General features: G+C 70.6%; 13 protein-coding genes, 1 tRNA gene and 1 riboswitch. Of the genes, 2 read left to right on the top strand and 12 right to left on the bottom strand.

The window, feature by feature from the left end; all coding sequences use genetic code 11:
• Nucleotides 1–13: 13 nt before the first annotated feature.
• The 5 genes from OHA73_RS23605 to OHA73_RS23585 form a co-directional block, all read right to left on the bottom strand.
• Nucleotides 14–967 carry an aldo/keto reductase gene (locus OHA73_RS23605; RefSeq protein WP_327656056.1) on the bottom strand — a complete coding sequence of 318 codons (954 nt, stop codon included), beginning with the start codon at nucleotides 965–967 and terminating at the stop codon, nucleotides 14–16.
• Between the two features lie 134 nt (nucleotides 968–1,101).
• Nucleotides 1,102–2,154: a M23 family metallopeptidase gene (locus tag OHA73_RS23600; protein ID WP_327656055.1), complete on the bottom strand. Its 1,053-nt coding sequence runs from the start codon at nucleotides 2,152–2,154 to the stop codon at nucleotides 1,102–1,104.
• An 11-nt stretch (nucleotides 2,155–2,165) separates the two neighbouring features.
• Nucleotides 2,166–2,301: riboswitch (cyclic di-AMP (ydaO/yuaA leader) on the bottom strand.
• Nucleotides 2,302–2,544: 243 nt separating this feature from the next.
• Nucleotides 2,545–3,606, bottom strand: coding sequence for a PP2C family protein-serine/threonine phosphatase (locus OHA73_RS23595; protein WP_267069760.1), 1,062 nt, complete (start codon nucleotides 3,604–3,606; stop codon nucleotides 2,545–2,547).
• A 269-nt stretch (nucleotides 3,607–3,875) separates the two neighbouring features.
• Nucleotides 3,876–3,949, bottom strand: a tRNA-Met gene (locus OHA73_RS23590).
• A gap of 85 nt (nucleotides 3,950–4,034) precedes the next feature.
• Nucleotides 4,035–5,258, bottom strand: coding sequence for an alginate lyase family protein (locus OHA73_RS23585; protein WP_327656054.1), 1,224 nt, complete (start codon nucleotides 5,256–5,258; stop codon nucleotides 4,035–4,037).
• Nucleotides 5,259–5,583: 325 nt separating this feature from the next.
• Here OHA73_RS23585 and OHA73_RS23580 point away from each other — a divergent pair, with 325 nt between their 5' ends.
• A complete protein-coding gene (locus tag OHA73_RS23580; RefSeq protein WP_327656053.1) occupies nucleotides 5,584–7,881 on the top strand; it encodes an ATP-binding protein in 2,298 nt (765 codons plus the stop codon).
• A gap of 30 nt (nucleotides 7,882–7,911) precedes the next feature.
• On the opposite strand, the gene OHA73_RS23575 is transcribed toward OHA73_RS23580, so the two are convergent.
• The 4 genes from OHA73_RS23575 to OHA73_RS23560 all read right to left on the bottom strand — a co-directional run bounded on the left by OHA73_RS23575 (nucleotide 7,912) and on the right by OHA73_RS23560 (nucleotide 9,853).
• Nucleotides 7,912–8,460, bottom strand: coding sequence for a GNAT family N-acetyltransferase (locus OHA73_RS23575; protein WP_266712386.1), 549 nt, complete (start codon nucleotides 8,458–8,460; stop codon nucleotides 7,912–7,914).
• A gap of 37 nt (nucleotides 8,461–8,497) precedes the next feature.
• A complete protein-coding gene (locus OHA73_RS23570; protein ID WP_266712384.1) occupies nucleotides 8,498–8,647 on the bottom strand; it encodes a hypothetical protein in 150 nt (49 codons plus the stop codon).
• Between the two features lie 5 nt (nucleotides 8,648–8,652).
• Nucleotides 8,653–9,210 (bottom strand): DUF5994 family protein, encoded by a 558-nt coding sequence (locus OHA73_RS23565; RefSeq protein ID WP_327656052.1) that lies wholly within the window; start codon nucleotides 9,208–9,210, stop codon nucleotides 8,653–8,655.
• A gap of 175 nt (nucleotides 9,211–9,385) precedes the next feature.
• Nucleotides 9,386–9,853, bottom strand: coding sequence for a DUF5994 family protein (locus tag OHA73_RS23560; protein ID WP_327656051.1), 468 nt, complete (start codon nucleotides 9,851–9,853; stop codon nucleotides 9,386–9,388).
• Between the two features lie 642 nt (nucleotides 9,854–10,495).
• Here OHA73_RS23560 and OHA73_RS23555 point away from each other — a divergent pair.
• Nucleotides 10,496–11,056 carry a hypothetical protein gene (locus OHA73_RS23555; protein ID WP_327656050.1) on the top strand — a complete coding sequence of 187 codons (561 nt, stop codon included), beginning with the start codon at nucleotides 10,496–10,498 and terminating at the stop codon, nucleotides 11,054–11,056.
• Between the two features lie 15 nt (nucleotides 11,057–11,071).
• Here OHA73_RS23555 and OHA73_RS23550 read toward each other — a convergent pair whose 3' ends face one another.
• Genes OHA73_RS23550 through OHA73_RS23540 form a run of 3 tightly spaced genes read right to left on the bottom strand, consistent with a single transcriptional unit; the run spans nucleotide 11,072 to nucleotide 13,007 of the window.
• Nucleotides 11,072–11,830 (bottom strand): GAF and ANTAR domain-containing protein, encoded by a 759-nt coding sequence (locus tag OHA73_RS23550; RefSeq protein WP_266712376.1) that lies wholly within the window; start codon nucleotides 11,828–11,830, stop codon nucleotides 11,072–11,074.
• Nucleotides 11,827–12,606, bottom strand: a complete 780-nt coding sequence (locus OHA73_RS23545; protein WP_327656049.1) for an ANTAR domain-containing protein — start codon at nucleotides 12,604–12,606, stop codon at nucleotides 11,827–11,829. Before OHA73_RS23545 ends, OHA73_RS23550 begins: the two co-directional genes overlap by 4 nt.
• Nucleotides 12,603–13,007 carry an STAS domain-containing protein gene (locus OHA73_RS23540; RefSeq protein WP_266712372.1) on the bottom strand — a complete coding sequence of 135 codons (405 nt, stop codon included), beginning with the start codon at nucleotides 13,005–13,007 and terminating at the stop codon, nucleotides 12,603–12,605. Before OHA73_RS23540 ends, OHA73_RS23545 begins: the two co-directional genes overlap by 4 nt.
• Nucleotides 13,008–13,285: the final 278 nt, after the last annotated feature.

Genomic DNA, 13,285 nt, shown 5'->3' with positions numbered 1-13,285 from the left:
GGCCGTCAGCCGGTTACTGAGACGCCGCCGTCAGCCGGTCGAGCTCCGCCTGCGTCAGCTCCACGTCCGCCACCGCGAGCAGCGCCGGGAGCTGGTCGACGATCCGCGCGGACGCGATCGGCGCCGCCACCGTGGGCTGCGCGGCGAGCCAGGCGAGGGCGACCGTCGCGATCTCGGCGTCGTGCGCCTGCGCGATCTCGTCGAGGGCGGTCAGGACCTTCTGGCCGCGCTCCGTCTCCAGGTACGCGCCGGCCTTCGCGGCGCGGGCGCTGTCCACCTGCTGCCCCGGCCGGTACTTGCCGGTAAGGAAGCCGGACGCGAGCGCGTAGTACGGCACGGCCCCGAGGCCCGCGCGGGCGGCGACGTCCTGCAGTTCACCCTCGTACGTGTCGCGCGAGACGAGGTTGTAGTGCGGCTGGAGCGCGACGTAACGGGCGAGGCCCTCGCGGTCGGAGAAGTCGAGGGAGGCCTGGAGGCGCTCGGCGGAGATGTTGGAGGCGGCGATGTGCCGTACCTTGCCCGCCTTCACCAGCTCGTCGAGGGCGCCGATGATCTCCTCGACCGGCACCTCGGGCTTGTCGTAGTGCGTGTAGTACAGGTCGATGTGGTCGGTGCCGAGGCGCTTCAGGGAGGCGTCGGCCGCGGCCTTGATGTTCGCGGCGGACAGGCCCTGGAACTCGGGGTGCTGGCTGCCCTTGGTGGCGATGACGACGTCGTCGCGGCGGCCGCGCGAGGCCAGCCACTTGCCGATGACGGTCTCCGACTCACCGCCCCGGTTGCCGTCCACCCACGCCGAGTACACATCGGCGGTGTCGATGAAGTTGCCGCCCGCGGCGACGTACGCGTCGAGCACCTCGAAGGACGTGGCCTCGTCGGCGGTCCAGCCGAACACGTTGCCCCCGAGGGACAGCGGGAAGACCTCGAGGTCGGAGGTGCCGAGCTTGCGCAGAGAGCGAGAGGAAGTCATGCCCCGCCTCAACACCCGCACGGAATAAGGTATTCCGCGATCACACCGGAGATTGCCCTAAGAACCCCAGGAGTGGGCAAACCGGCAGCCCTGACGTCGGGGGGTGAGCGCCAGGACCGCCGGAGCTCATGTGCTCAGGGGGTGAGGCCCTTGTCGCGCAGCCACGGCGCCGGGTCGACCCCGGTGGACTGCCCGTCGGGGTGGACCTCCAGGTGGAGGTGCGGCCCGGTGACGTTGCCCGTGGCGCCCACGCGGCCGATGACATCGCCCGTCGAGACCTTCTGGCCCGCGCTGACATTGAGCGAGGACTGGTGGCAGAACCACAGCTCGGTGCCGTCGTCGAGGGTGAGGATCGTGCGGTAGCCGTACGCGCCCGCCCAGCCGGCCTCCGTGATCGTGCCGGAGTGGATGGCGCGGATCGGCGTACCGGTGGAGGCCGCGAAGTCGAGGCCCGTGTGGTAGCCGGAGGACCACATGGAGCCGGGCTGACCGAAGGTGCCGGTGAGCGTGTACGAGGCGACCGGGAGCTTGAAGCTCTTGGCGAGCTTGGCGAGACGCTCGGCCTCCGCCTTGCGGCGGGCCTCCGCCTCGGCCTTCTTCTTCGCCGCGAGCTCCTTGGCCTTGGCCACGTCCTGCTTGGCCTCGGCCTCGGCGGCCGCCTGCTTCGCGGCGGCCTCCTCAGCGGCCTGCTTCGCGGTGGCGTCGGCCGCGTCCTGCTGCGTCTCGGCCTGCTGCATGATGCGGGCCCGCAGCGCCTCGCCGGCGCCGGTCTGCCCGTCGGCGGCCTCGGCCTGAGTGATACCGGCGCCGCTCAGCGGGGAGGCCGTGGCGCCTGAGTCGGAATCGGAGTCCGAGCCGTCGGATATCAGCGAGCCCACGCCCGGCAGCGACTTGGCCTCGGGCAGCGAGTCCTTGACCGCGGACAGGTCGGGCATGGAGATGTGGACCGGCGGCTTGCCGCCCTGTGCGGTGGCGATGCCGCCCGCACCGACGGCGGCGACCACGCCGACGCCGAGAACAGTGGAGCTGCGAGCGAATCCACCACGGCGGCGGGCTACGCGATGCCTGCCGCGGACGGGAGCGATGGACTCCTCGGTGGGGTTCCACTCCTCCCAGGTCTCCTGCTCGACGCCGGAGTCGTCTTCGGGGCCGTAGAAGAAGTTGGGGGCAGGCCGGTTCGACGCCACGGGGGCGCTCTCCTTTCCTTCCTTCTCGCCTACCGGGTTAGCTGACGGGTTCGGAGCAGGAAGGTCTCCTACGAACACCAAAGGTGTCCGATTCACCCCAAGTTGATGGTTCCCCGGTTCCCTTGCGGGATTAAGCGTGTGCGCACGGAGCCATCTCTTGTGACGGCTGGGACGACCGCGCTGCGTTATCGAACGTTAATAGACAGCAGACAGTAATTCCAAGCGCTTCCCACTGATCGTTCACGACTCTGGCCAGGACTTATCGGGACATGAGGGGGCGGAATCGGGCGAGTTGATCGCATGTCGCAAACGTCCACGCAACTGATGGTGCGTCAATTGTTATGCGGAGCGACGCCGTTCGACTACCTCTGGTAACAACGATCAAGGAACTCAGCCGCGCCGCACGGCGAGCAGCGCCATGTCGTCCTTCGTCCCGTCGCCCGTGTGCGCGCGCACCTCGACGGCGAGGGCCGCGAGGAGTTCCTCGGGCCCCGGGAAGACGCGCCCGGAGAGCCGGACCGCCGGATCGTAGAAGCGGCCGCTCGGGTCGCGCGCCTCGGAGAGCCCGTCGGTGTAGAGCAGCAGCGTCGCCGCGGACGGGAACGCCGCCTCGACGGCCCGGTCGGGCCAGCTGCCGAGTTCGCTCATGCCGAGCGGCAGCGCCGCCTGGCACGGATCGAGTGCGCGTACGGTGCCGTCGCCGAGCAGCAACAGCGGGCTGGGGTGGCCGCGGTTGAGGACGCGGACGAGCTCGACGCCGTGCGGGATCTCGGCGAGCACCGCGGTGGTGAAGCCCTCGAAGTCGTCGATGCCGCTGCGCCGGGTGCCCTCGCGGGCCAGGGCACGCTCAAGGCGCTGGGCGACCGCCTCCAGGGAGCCCTCCTGCTCGGCGGCCTCCCGGAACGCGCCGATGACGACGGCGACCGCGGCGACCGCGCCCATGCCCTTGCCGCGCACGTCGCCGACGATGATCCGGATGCCGTGCGGGGTGTCCTGGACCGCGTACAGATCACCGCCGATGAACGCGCCTTCCTGCGCCGCCTCGTAGCGCGCCGCGATCACGAAGCCGCCGAGTCGCCGGGCCGGTTCGGGCAGCACCGCCAACTGCGCGGCCTGCGCGATCTCACGGGCGGAGGCCAGCTGCTCGTAACTTCGGTAGACGATCCGGTTGAGCAGACAGGCCAGCAGGCAGACGGTGGCCACGGTGACGATCTCGGTGACGAACACCGAGTCGAGGTTCTCCGTGAAGCGCAGGTGCACGGCGGTGATCGCGCCGATCGACACCACGCCGACCAGGATCGTCGCGCCGAGCGAGAAGAACGGTGCGGCCACCAGCGGCGCCGCGCTGAACAAGGGGGCGCCGGGGAAGCCGCTGGGAGTGACGTACTCGTAGACCGCGCCGCCGATGACGAGCAGCAGGGGCAGCAGCCGCAGGAAGAGCCGGACGCTCACGTTCTCGGAGCCGTGCCGCCTCCGTCTCCCGCCGGTACCTCCTGTTCGCTTCCCCACCACTCGTCTCCTGCCGTTCCCTGCCAGCTTCCGGCGTCTCACCAAGAGTTCCTGCACGGGGACGCCGGGGCGAGCAGGACTGGGCCGTACGGGTGGGGAAAGTGACGTGCGCAACACCGGCGGTACAGGGGTGCCACGGGGTGGCACAGCGGCATCGCGGCAGAAAAAAACCGAGGCCGGAATCTCGATGAGATTCCGGCCTCGGCCTTCAGTAGCGGGGACAGGATTTGAACCTGCGACCTCTGGGTTATGAGCCCAGCGAGCTACCGAGCTGCTCCACCCCGCGCCGTTGTGTTCACAACTCTACGCCATCAGGGGGAGAGAACGCGAATCGCTTCCCACGAGGCCCACGCGGCGACCCACGCCACGGCTCACGCGGCGGCGTGTGTGAGCGTCTCCCACGCCACGAACAGGTCGTCCGTCCCCTCGGGACGCTGCTTGTGGGTGAGCTTCTCGGTCTGCGGGAGGTCCATCTTCAGCCGTCCCTTCAAGTGCTGAAGGCCCACCTCCGTGTCGGGCCCCATGTCCCGCTGCACCTTCCCGCCGCACAGCCAGGACGGGGCCTTGGTGCCCAGCTGGTACTTCGAGTGCAGTTCGAGCGCGGCGGCGAGCCGGTCCTTCACCTCCCCGTACAGGTCGACGCCCTGGTGCCAGGCGGTCTCCGCCATGTGGGAGGTGGCGGCGAGGGAGTAGCTGGCGTGCTTGAAGTTGCGGCAGGTCTCCTGGGCGAGCCCGTCCTTGAAGGTCCTCTGCCCGAACCAGTACGTCTGCAGTTCCTTCGGGGTGTCGATGCCGCTGCCCTTCGGTTTCACCGGCAGCGGCCCGTCGGAGGACAGATAGAAGTACGCGGGGACGCGGTTGCGGAAGTGTCCGACGGCCTGGTCGAAGGCCTTCTGGTCGTTGAGGTGGACGGCCATGCTCATCGTCGCGTCGGCCATCACCAGGTCCCAGTTGCCGTTGAAGTCGGCGGAACCGCCCCGCACTTCGGGCAGATAGGCCTCGCGCAGCATCCGCTGGAACTTCAGCTCCTGCCCGTCCGGCCAGTCCTTGTACGTGTACTGCATCAGCTCGGCGGCCTTCGCCCAGGACGTGCCGGCCCAGGCGGCCTGAAGCCCCGCGTTGTCCGCGGTGTGGCCGGTGATCTTGTCCGCCCAGGCGTTCATGATCTCGACGGCCTTCGCGGCGTGGGCCTTGTCGCGGGTGACGTTCCACAGCAGGGCCTGCGTATAGGCGGCGATGGCGTCCTCGCGCTCCTCGACGCAGCCCTGCCCGGCCTCGGCGTCGAAGGGGCACTCCACGGTCGCGTACGGCTTGGCCTTGTAGTCGAGGTCGGCGTACTTGCTGTCGCTCATCTCCTTGTACGCGGAGATCCACGGCTCCTGCTTACGGGCCACGTGGTCGCGTACCGCGGCCAGTTGACTCTTGCCGACCAGGACGCCCGGGTGCGCGAAGGAGTCGCCGGAGGGCCGGTGCTCGGGGTGCGCGCCCACGTCGGAGTCGGTCCGCGTGGACCCGCCGCACGCCGTCGCGGCCACCACCAGCAAGGGGACGAGGCTCCCCAGAAGAACGCGTCGCGTCCGTGCGCCCGCTGCCATGCAACACCTCCGGTCGGATCATTGGCAGCCTGACGCCTGCGGGCGGGGACCGCAGGATCTGATGCGCCGGTCGGGAACGGGCCACGTGCGGCCTTCCTCACGGGCCACGTGTCGCCTTCCTCGCTCCTCTTGCGCGCTTCTTGCGCTCTTCTTGGGGCCTTCGAACTTCTTCTGACTCTTTCGGACTCTTCCGGACTCTTTCGGACTACGGGGGCCGACTCCGAGCCGCGCCGACTACGGTGCTTCTCCTCCCTGCCGACCTGTTCACCGGGAAGAGGCGATCGCAGTGAAAGCTGAGCGGCGCCCAGGTGATCTTCCGATCGAGGTGACGAGCTTCGTCGGCCGGAGCGAGGAGATCGGGGCGGCCACCCAACTCCTCGGCAGGGTCCGCCTGGTGACCTTTCTCGGGCCCGGCGGCGTCGGCAAGACCAGGACCGCGCTGCGCGTCGCCGGCCAGCTGGCCGGGGGGCTCGACGGCGGCGTCTGCATGGTGCAGCTGTCCTCCCTGAAGGACCCCGATCTGCTGGCGCACTCGGTGTCGGCCGCCCTCGGCCTGCCGGAACAGCCGAACCGCTCGCAGCTCGACGTCCTCGTGGACCACCTGGAGGACCGGGAACTGCTGCTGGTGCTCGACACCTGCGAGCACATCGTGGACGCCTGCGGGATGCTCGCCGACGTCCTGCTGCGCACCGCGCCCTCGGTGCGGATCCTCGCGACCAGCCGCGAACCCCTGGACGTACCCGGTGAGCACACCTTCCCCCTCATGCCGCTGGCCGTGCCCTCCGCACAGGACGGGCAGCCGATCACCACCGACGCCATGCAGCTCTTCGCCGACCGCGCCGCGGCCGTGGTGCCCGGGTTCGTACTGAGCGACGGCAACCGCGGGGCCGTCGCCGCCCTGTGCCGACGGCTCGACGGGATCCCGCTGGCCATCGAGCTGGCGGCGGTGCGGCTGCGCGCCCTGTCCCTCGAACAGATCGTGGACCGCCTCAGCGGCCGGTTCCGCGTGCTCACCGGCGGCAGCAAGGTGGCCCTGCCGCGGCACAAGACGCTGCGGACGGCCATCGACTGGAGCCACGATCTGTGCTCGCCGCAGGAACGGCTGCTGTGGGCCCGGCTCTCGGTGTTCGCAGGCGACTTCGACCTGCCGTCCGTGGAGGACGTCTGCGCCGACGACGCGCTGCCCGCCGAGGAGGTCGTCGAGCAGCTGATCGGGCTCGTCGACAAGTCGGTGGTCCTGCGGGCCGACGACGCGGACGAGGTCCGCTACCGGCTGCTCGACACCCTGCGCGAGTACGGGGCGGAGCAGTTGGCCGAGCGCGCCGACGGGTACGCCGTGCAGGTGCGCCACCGCGACCACTACCTGGAACTGGCCCGGTGGTTCGAGGCCGAGTGGGCCGGCGACGAACAGATGCCGCGCTTCCACCGGCTGCTGCGCGAGCGCGCGAACCTGCGGGTGGCGCTGGAGTTCTCCTACTCCTCGGCGCAGGAGGCCCACACCGGCCTGACGCTCGCCACGACGCTGTGGGCGTTCTGGTTCTGCGCCTCACGCCTGTCGGAGGGCCGGTACTGGCTGCACAAGGGGCTCGAACTCGTACCCGAACCGGTCGCCGAGCGCTCCATGGCCCTGCGCTACGCGGGCTGGTACGCCGCCATCCAGGGCGACCACTCCCCCGAACTGCCGCTGATGCTGGGCGAGGCCTGCGACATCGCCGTACAGCTCGGGGACGAGCGGCTGCACGCGCACGCGCGGGCCATCCTGGGCTGCGTCCACATGGCGATGGGCCGACCCGAGGCGGCGGTGGAGCTGTACGAGGCCGCGCACGTCACGCTGCGCGAACTCGACGACCAGGTCGGCATCCTCATGTACGGGTACCACCTGGGCTTCCTGCACATGCTGCTGGGCGATCTGGCAGCCGCCTGCGACAACTGCGACGTCACGCTGTCCATGGCCGGCCCGGAGGAGCGCTGGAACCGGGGCTGGGCCGCCTGCCACAAGGCGGTCGCCCTGTGGCTGATGGGCGACCACGAGGAGAGCGCGCGGCTCGCCCGCGTCGGCGCCCGCTGCAAGTACGACCTGGAGGACTACCTCTGCATCGCGCACTGCCTGGAACCCCTGGCCTGGATCGCCGCCGAGGAGCCCGAGCACTGCGTGCGGGCGGCCTGGCTGCTGGGCGCCGTCGCGGGCCTCTACCGCAGGTGCGGTGCCGTCCCGATGTTCGGCGTGAGCATGCTCCAGGAATTCCAGTACGCGGCCGAACACAAGGCCAAGCAGGTGCTCGGCGAGACCGCGTACGAGGCGGCGTTCCGCGGCGGCGCCACCGCGCCGCTGGACCAGGTCATCGCCCGCGCCACCGGCGACGAGCCGCCCGTCGCCGCCCCCGAGCCCGACGAGCAGGTCACACCGCTGGGCGTGCTGACCCGCCGGGAGCGGGAGGTCGCCACACTGGTCGCCGAGGGCCTGTCGAACCGTCAGATCGCGCAGCGCCTCGTCATCTCCAAGCGCACCGCCGACGCGCACGTCGAACACATCCTGACCAAGCTCGGCTTCTCCTCCCGGGCCCAGATCGCCAGCCTGGTGGGCGAGACCGCACGCGTGTTGGGAGAGGGCGCCAACTCCTGACGGTGCCCGAGGAGTTGGGCGTCCGGCGGCTCACCGTAGAGGCCCGCGCGTCCACACCTCTCGGCCCGATTCCTCCGCGCCCGGTCCCGAGGCCGGCAGCGCCTTCCAGCCCCACGCCCGGAGCAGCTGCCCGACCCCGGCCGCGCGCCTGTACCCGTCCACACCGGCCACCACGAGGTCCTGGGTGTGGCGGGCGAACAGCAGATCCCCGAGGCGGGTCGCGACGCCGCGGTGGCGGTGCGCGGGCAGCACCATCAGTTGGGTGAGCACGAACACCCGCCCTGACGCGGTGAGTTCCTCCGTCTGCCGTGTCACCTCGACGGGGTAGTCGGACCACCACGCCCCGTCGCGCTCCAGGCGGTACCCGTAGGCGCAGCCGACGACGCCGGGCGAGTCGGCGACGACCATGTCGAACCCGTCGTGCCGCACATGCTGCTCGAAGCGGCGCTGGAAGCTCGTCCGGTCCCGGTACTCGGACCCGGCCGCTGCGCGGTACGCCGCGACGTACACATCGGCAACCTCCTCCCGCTGCTGTTCGGCCTGCCATCGGCTGAGCCTGCGCAGATACACCTCGTCCATCCGGACTCCCCTCCCGGTTTCTTCGACGCGGGCCCGCTCAGTGGGCCTGCTTCTGCGTGGTGCGTTCGTGGCGGCGGCGCGCCCGTACGGCGATCCTTCCCGCCTGCTGTGCGTTGAGCCGGTGGATCAGGTAGGCGCCGATGGTGATCAGCACCAGAATCGCGGCTGCCGTGAGTGCGGAGTCCATGACCGTCACCGCCCCGCGGCCGTGGGGACGGCGTGGGTGGACGTCGCGCCGCCCTCGTACTCCCATGACTCCTGCGCGCTCTGCGCCCGGTCGAGCACCTCGGCGCCTTGCAGGCGCGCGGTCTCGGCGGCCATGAGATCGGTGGCGGTCAGCGGCGGCCCGTCCGGGGCGCAGGCGGCGGCCATGAGCCGCTCGGCGCTCGCGTCGTCCGTCTCGGGCGGGATCACCAGGAGGTCGAAGCGGCCGGTCCCGTAGGTCAGCAACAGCAGCTTGTGCGGGTCGAGTTCGGGGGTGAACCAGCCGATCTTCATGACGCGGTTGTGGACGGTCACCTTGCGCGGGACGACGGGCCAGAGCATCGGATTGACGGCGACGCGCGTGATCCGACCCCACAGCGGATCGAGTACGTCCGCCAGGCCGGGGAGTTCGGCGGCAAGGTCGCGTGAACGGGGCCACCAGGCGCCGTCGAGCAAGCCACGGCCTGTAGAGGACTTGAGCGCCACACGTGCGGCAGAGGACGGAGGCGGAACGGCGGTGTGCGTGGACGTGGTGGTCGCGGTCATGATGCGAACCCGTCTTCGGAGAGGCACGGCGGCCGTCCCCGATGCCAATGGCTCACCGAGGACGAGACCTGCGTGGATGCCGGAGTGCGAAATGCCCTGGGTACCTCAACGGTACTCCTCCGACCGGGGGCGGAGACGATTCCGGCCGCCCGTCATTGGCATCATCGACGGTTCGTCAAGCGGAGGGGCAGCCCTCGATCGCCATCAACGCGGTCCCGGTGAGGCGGAGGGCGGGGTCGGCCGCCGCGATCATCAGGCGGGCGGCCTCGTCGGGCGTACTGCGCGGTGGGACGACGAGCAGGTCCCAGCGGCCGACACCGTGCGAGAAGAGCCGGATCGTGTGCGGGTCGAGGCCTGACACGCACCACGTGGCCGTGACCGTGTGCCCCGTCACCGGCAGGATCCGCGGCTCCTTCGGCCAGCTTCCCCGACTGGACGCGATCCTGGTCACGAGCCCGCGCGACGCGTCGAACACATCGGTGAGCGCGGCCAGTTCGGCGGACAGATCGTCGCTGCGGGGCCACCAGGCTCCGCACACCGGCCCCGGCGGAAAGGTCGGCGGGCGCAGGGCAAGCCGGACGGGCGGGTAGGCGTCGGTCCCACCGTCGGTGGCCGAACTGCGGTGAGCGGTGGGTGCGTTCATGACGCACACCCTTCTGCGGGCCGGCATGAGGGCAGAGCCCGGTGTCGTGGTGCACCGGAAGCGACGCCGAACGGAGTCGGCATACGAGGAGCACCCGGTGGCCCCAGCGTACGTCCGGCCCGTTTCCCGTAGGCCAGGAGTACGGTGAAGGAGACGAGGACATCCGTACGCCGGTGCCCGATCACCCCGGAACACCCGCTCCCTTCCTCGCCGTCCACTCAGGGGCAGCCCCCGACGCCGCGTGTCCGGCGGGGAAACGACATGCACCGGCAGACCCCGGCCCACCCATGACCTTCGCACCGCACAGGTCGCCCGCAACTCCTCGATCCAGAAGGAAAGCAGCCGCATGCCGAGCCTGATGACGGGTAGGTTCCCCTTCTACGTACCCCGCGACCCCGGGTGCGGTCATGGAAACGGCCGGACCCGCGATGTCGACACCCGCGGCTCCGGCGCCGCGTCCCTCCGGACAGCCATCACCGGGGCACTCCCGCGTTCAGGAGTCGCAGGGGACGAGGCAGGCGAAGAGACGCCGAAGAAGGGGGAGGGCGTCTTCTCGCCGGATCGGCCCCTGGCGATGTTCTTCGGATTCCCGCCGGGGGCCGTTCCGCGGCCCGCGCGGTACGGAGGGTGCGGGTCCGCCTCATGAGCGAGCGTGCGGTGCGGCCCGCCGAGGACCGGGCGCCCCCGCGGCACAAGGAACAGGGGCCGTCCCCCTGGGAAGCGGAGCGGATTCTCCCGCTGGCCCGGGGCCAGGTCGCCGACCGACTCCAGGAACTGGGCGCGTTGTACGCGGCCAACTGCGGTGCGGAAGCCGGGCAATGGGACCGGCGGACGGGCGCCTTCCTGCGCCGCCTGGTGAGCGACATCCGACGTCCCGGCTTCGGCCTGCTGATCGCGGAGAACTCCACGATGACGGCATACGCCTACGGATTCCCGTTGCACAGCGGCCTCTTCGAGATCCGCGAGATCGTGGTCCCACGTCGGACGCGCGTGCAGTCACCGCACCAGGACTGGAACCTGGCCCGGCGTCTGCAGCGCCGGCTCCTCGCCGACCACGGTCACTCCACGGGCATCACCCTGGTCGCACGGGCCGACGTATGGACCCATGCGGCGCTGCGGTCCTGGGGGTGGCGGGACGCCCCGGAAAGCTCGTACGGGGTCCCGGTGTGGCCCCACCGCACGGTCCTGCTCCTCGATCCGTGAGCGACGGCCCTGCCCTCACGGGGTGACGTCGGTGGTGTCCGGGGCCGGGATCACCGCGGTGTCGAACGTGCCGTCGACGACACGCCTGGCGAGCTCCGTAAGCCGCAGATGGTTGGAGCGGGCATAGGACCGGAACGCGGCGAACGCCTCGTCGACCGAGGTGTCCCAGCGCTCGGCGAGCACACCCTTGACCTGCTCCACCAGGATGCGGCTGGTCAGCGCGGTGTTCAGCTGCGTGTTCTCGACGTGGGACTGCTCCAGCGTGCGCTGCTGCAGGATCGTGATCGTGGCGACGTCCGCCAGCGCCTGGGCGAGGGCGATCTCGTCCACTCCCAAGCGGCGTTCGGTCCGCTGAAAGAGGTTCAGGGCACCGACCACCCGGTCGCGCAGCCGCAGCGGGATCGCATGCGTCGCCCGGAACCCGATCTCGTGGGCCCGCGGCGTGAAGTACGGCCAGTCCGCGGCCGATTCCGGACGCCTCAGGTCGATGTTCGTCCGGGCCGCGCCACTGCGGAAGCACTCCACGCACGGCCCCTGGTCGTGCTGCCGGGCGAACAGCTCAAGGAGCCGCGTGTGCTCGTCCGACGCGGCGATGACCTGGAGTTCTCCCTGTGGGTCGGCGAGCAGAATGCCGGCGGCCGAGACGTCGAGGAGTTCCACGCAGCGCGCGGAGAGCCGCTGCAAGAGGTCGAGTACGTCGAAGTCGTCGATGAGCGAGTCCGCGATCTCGACGAACACTTCGGCGAGTCGCTGTTCCCGGGCCATGCTGATCATCCCTCTCCACTCTCGGGCAAATGAGGCCCGTTGCCATCGTCTTGGGTTCCGTCGTCGAAGCGCAGCCGTCGGGCCACGATGTCCTCCGCGACGTCGCCGAGGGAACGCTCGCTGCCGTACGCCGAGGCGCGCAGCCGCACCAGTGCGTCGGCCATCGAGGTGCCCAGCTGGACGCTGAGCATGCCCGTGGCCTGGTGCACCACGGCCCGCTGCAGCCCTTCGGGCGGCCACAGCCGGTCGTCGTCCACGGCGTTCCCGTTGCTCCCGATCCGCTGCCCGGCCGGTCCCCGGTCCCCGAGCAGCGCCGCGATCAGGGCGGCGGTCAGCGTGTTCGTGTCCCTGAGCTGTCTGTCGCTGAGAGGGCCGTCCCCGCCGCACAGCAGGGTCAGCAGCCCGAGCCGTGCGCCACCCAGAGCCAAGGGGAAGCAGCACACGCCGTGCACCCCGAGTTGCCGCGCGGCGGGCAGCAGCACGGGCCAGCGATCGGGCCGCACCCGCTGAAGATCCGGTTCAAGGACCGGGATCCCGGCGCGCGTGGCATCGGGCCCGGGCCCCTCGCCGAGGGTGAACTGCAACTCCTCGAACCGCAGGCTCAGTTCGGGGGAACACCAGAGCGGCTCGGGCGCCCGCGTGCTGTCCGCCTCAGCCGGGGATTGACCGAACACGGACACGGCAACGCCCTCGACTCCCAGGGCCCGCGCGCCCGCCGCCGCGGGATCCCTGTCGCTCCCCGGGCGCAGACACCGCAGAACCTCGGCCATGCCCTCGCGGGTCACCGCTCTCCGTTGTACCGAGCCCTGTGCCCTCCCGCCCCGTGCCGGGCTTCCTGAACGCTCGCGTATCCCGGGAACCGGTCGGCGAGGCCACCGGCCCGGAAGACCAGGGAGGTCGCCGACCTGGTGTAGACGACGCGGGTCCAGCCGTGCCGCGCCCGGCTCTCGGCCCATGCTTCGCACAGCGGTTCAAGGATGCTGCCGTCCGCGAAGGTCACCGCGCTCAGGTCCACGATGAGACGGAGCCGGCCTGGCCCGGTACGGACCTGGCGCAGGGCCCGCTCCAAGCGGGGCACGGTGGTCACGTCCAGCTCACCGTGCGCGCGCACCACACGGCAGTCGTCGAACTGGACGGGGAACGCCGACCGGACGGTCGATTCGTGCAGATCGGAATGAGAGCTCATCCGCCCCATCTCCTCTGGCAAGGATTCATCACATGCGCAGAGCCTCTGTTGCGCGGAACAAACTGCACGGAGAGGGCCGGGTCCGGGGCGGCCGTCTTTCGAGCCTACTAGTGCGTGCGGGGGTCGGTCCGGCCCGCACGCACGATGTTCAGATACCTGAACCCCGGGCTGCAACGACCGTCAACGGCAGCGGCGGCGTAAGCAGGTGGGGCCCTCGCCGGTGGACGTCGGCAATCGGCCATGCGCCCTCGACGCTCTGGCCACGGCACGACACCCCT

The organism is Streptomyces sp. NBC_00483, from assembly GCF_036013745.1.
Lineage (GTDB): Bacteria > Actinomycetota > Actinomycetes > Streptomycetales > Streptomycetaceae > Streptomyces.
Note: the sequence above shows the minus strand (reverse complement) of the source record. Positions and strands in the feature narration are given on the sequence as shown.

What these genes read in the sequence shown, in the direction of transcription:
- OHA73_RS23605 (WP_327656056.1), bottom strand. Translation starts at nt 967, where the DNA reads ATGACTTCCTCTCGCTCTCTGCGCAAGCTCGGCACCTCCGACCTCGAG.
- OHA73_RS23585 (WP_327656054.1), bottom strand. Translation starts at nt 5,258, where the DNA reads ATGGCAGCGGGCGCACGGACGCGACGCGTTCTTCTGGGGAGCCTCGTC.
- OHA73_RS23575 (WP_266712386.1), bottom strand. Translation starts at nt 8,460, where the DNA reads ATGGACGAGGTGTATCTGCGCAGGCTCAGCCGATGGCAGGCCGAACAG.
- OHA73_RS23570 (WP_266712384.1), bottom strand. Translation starts at nt 8,647, where the DNA reads ATGGACTCCGCACTCACGGCAGCCGCGATTCTGGTGCTGATCACCATC.
- OHA73_RS23565 (WP_327656052.1), bottom strand. Translation starts at nt 9,210, where the DNA reads ATGACCGCGACCACCACGTCCACGCACACCGCCGTTCCGCCTCCGTCC.
- OHA73_RS23560 (WP_327656051.1), bottom strand. Translation starts at nt 9,853, where the DNA reads ATGAACGCACCCACCGCTCACCGCAGTTCGGCCACCGACGGTGGGACC.
- OHA73_RS23555 (WP_327656050.1), top strand. Translation starts at nt 10,496, where the DNA reads ATGAGCGAGCGTGCGGTGCGGCCCGCCGAGGACCGGGCGCCCCCGCGG.
- OHA73_RS23550 (WP_266712376.1), bottom strand. Translation starts at nt 11,830, where the DNA reads ATGATCAGCATGGCCCGGGAACAGCGACTCGCCGAAGTGTTCGTCGAG.
- OHA73_RS23540 (WP_266712372.1), bottom strand. Translation starts at nt 13,007, where the DNA reads ATGAGCTCTCATTCCGATCTGCACGAATCGACCGTCCGGTCGGCGTTC.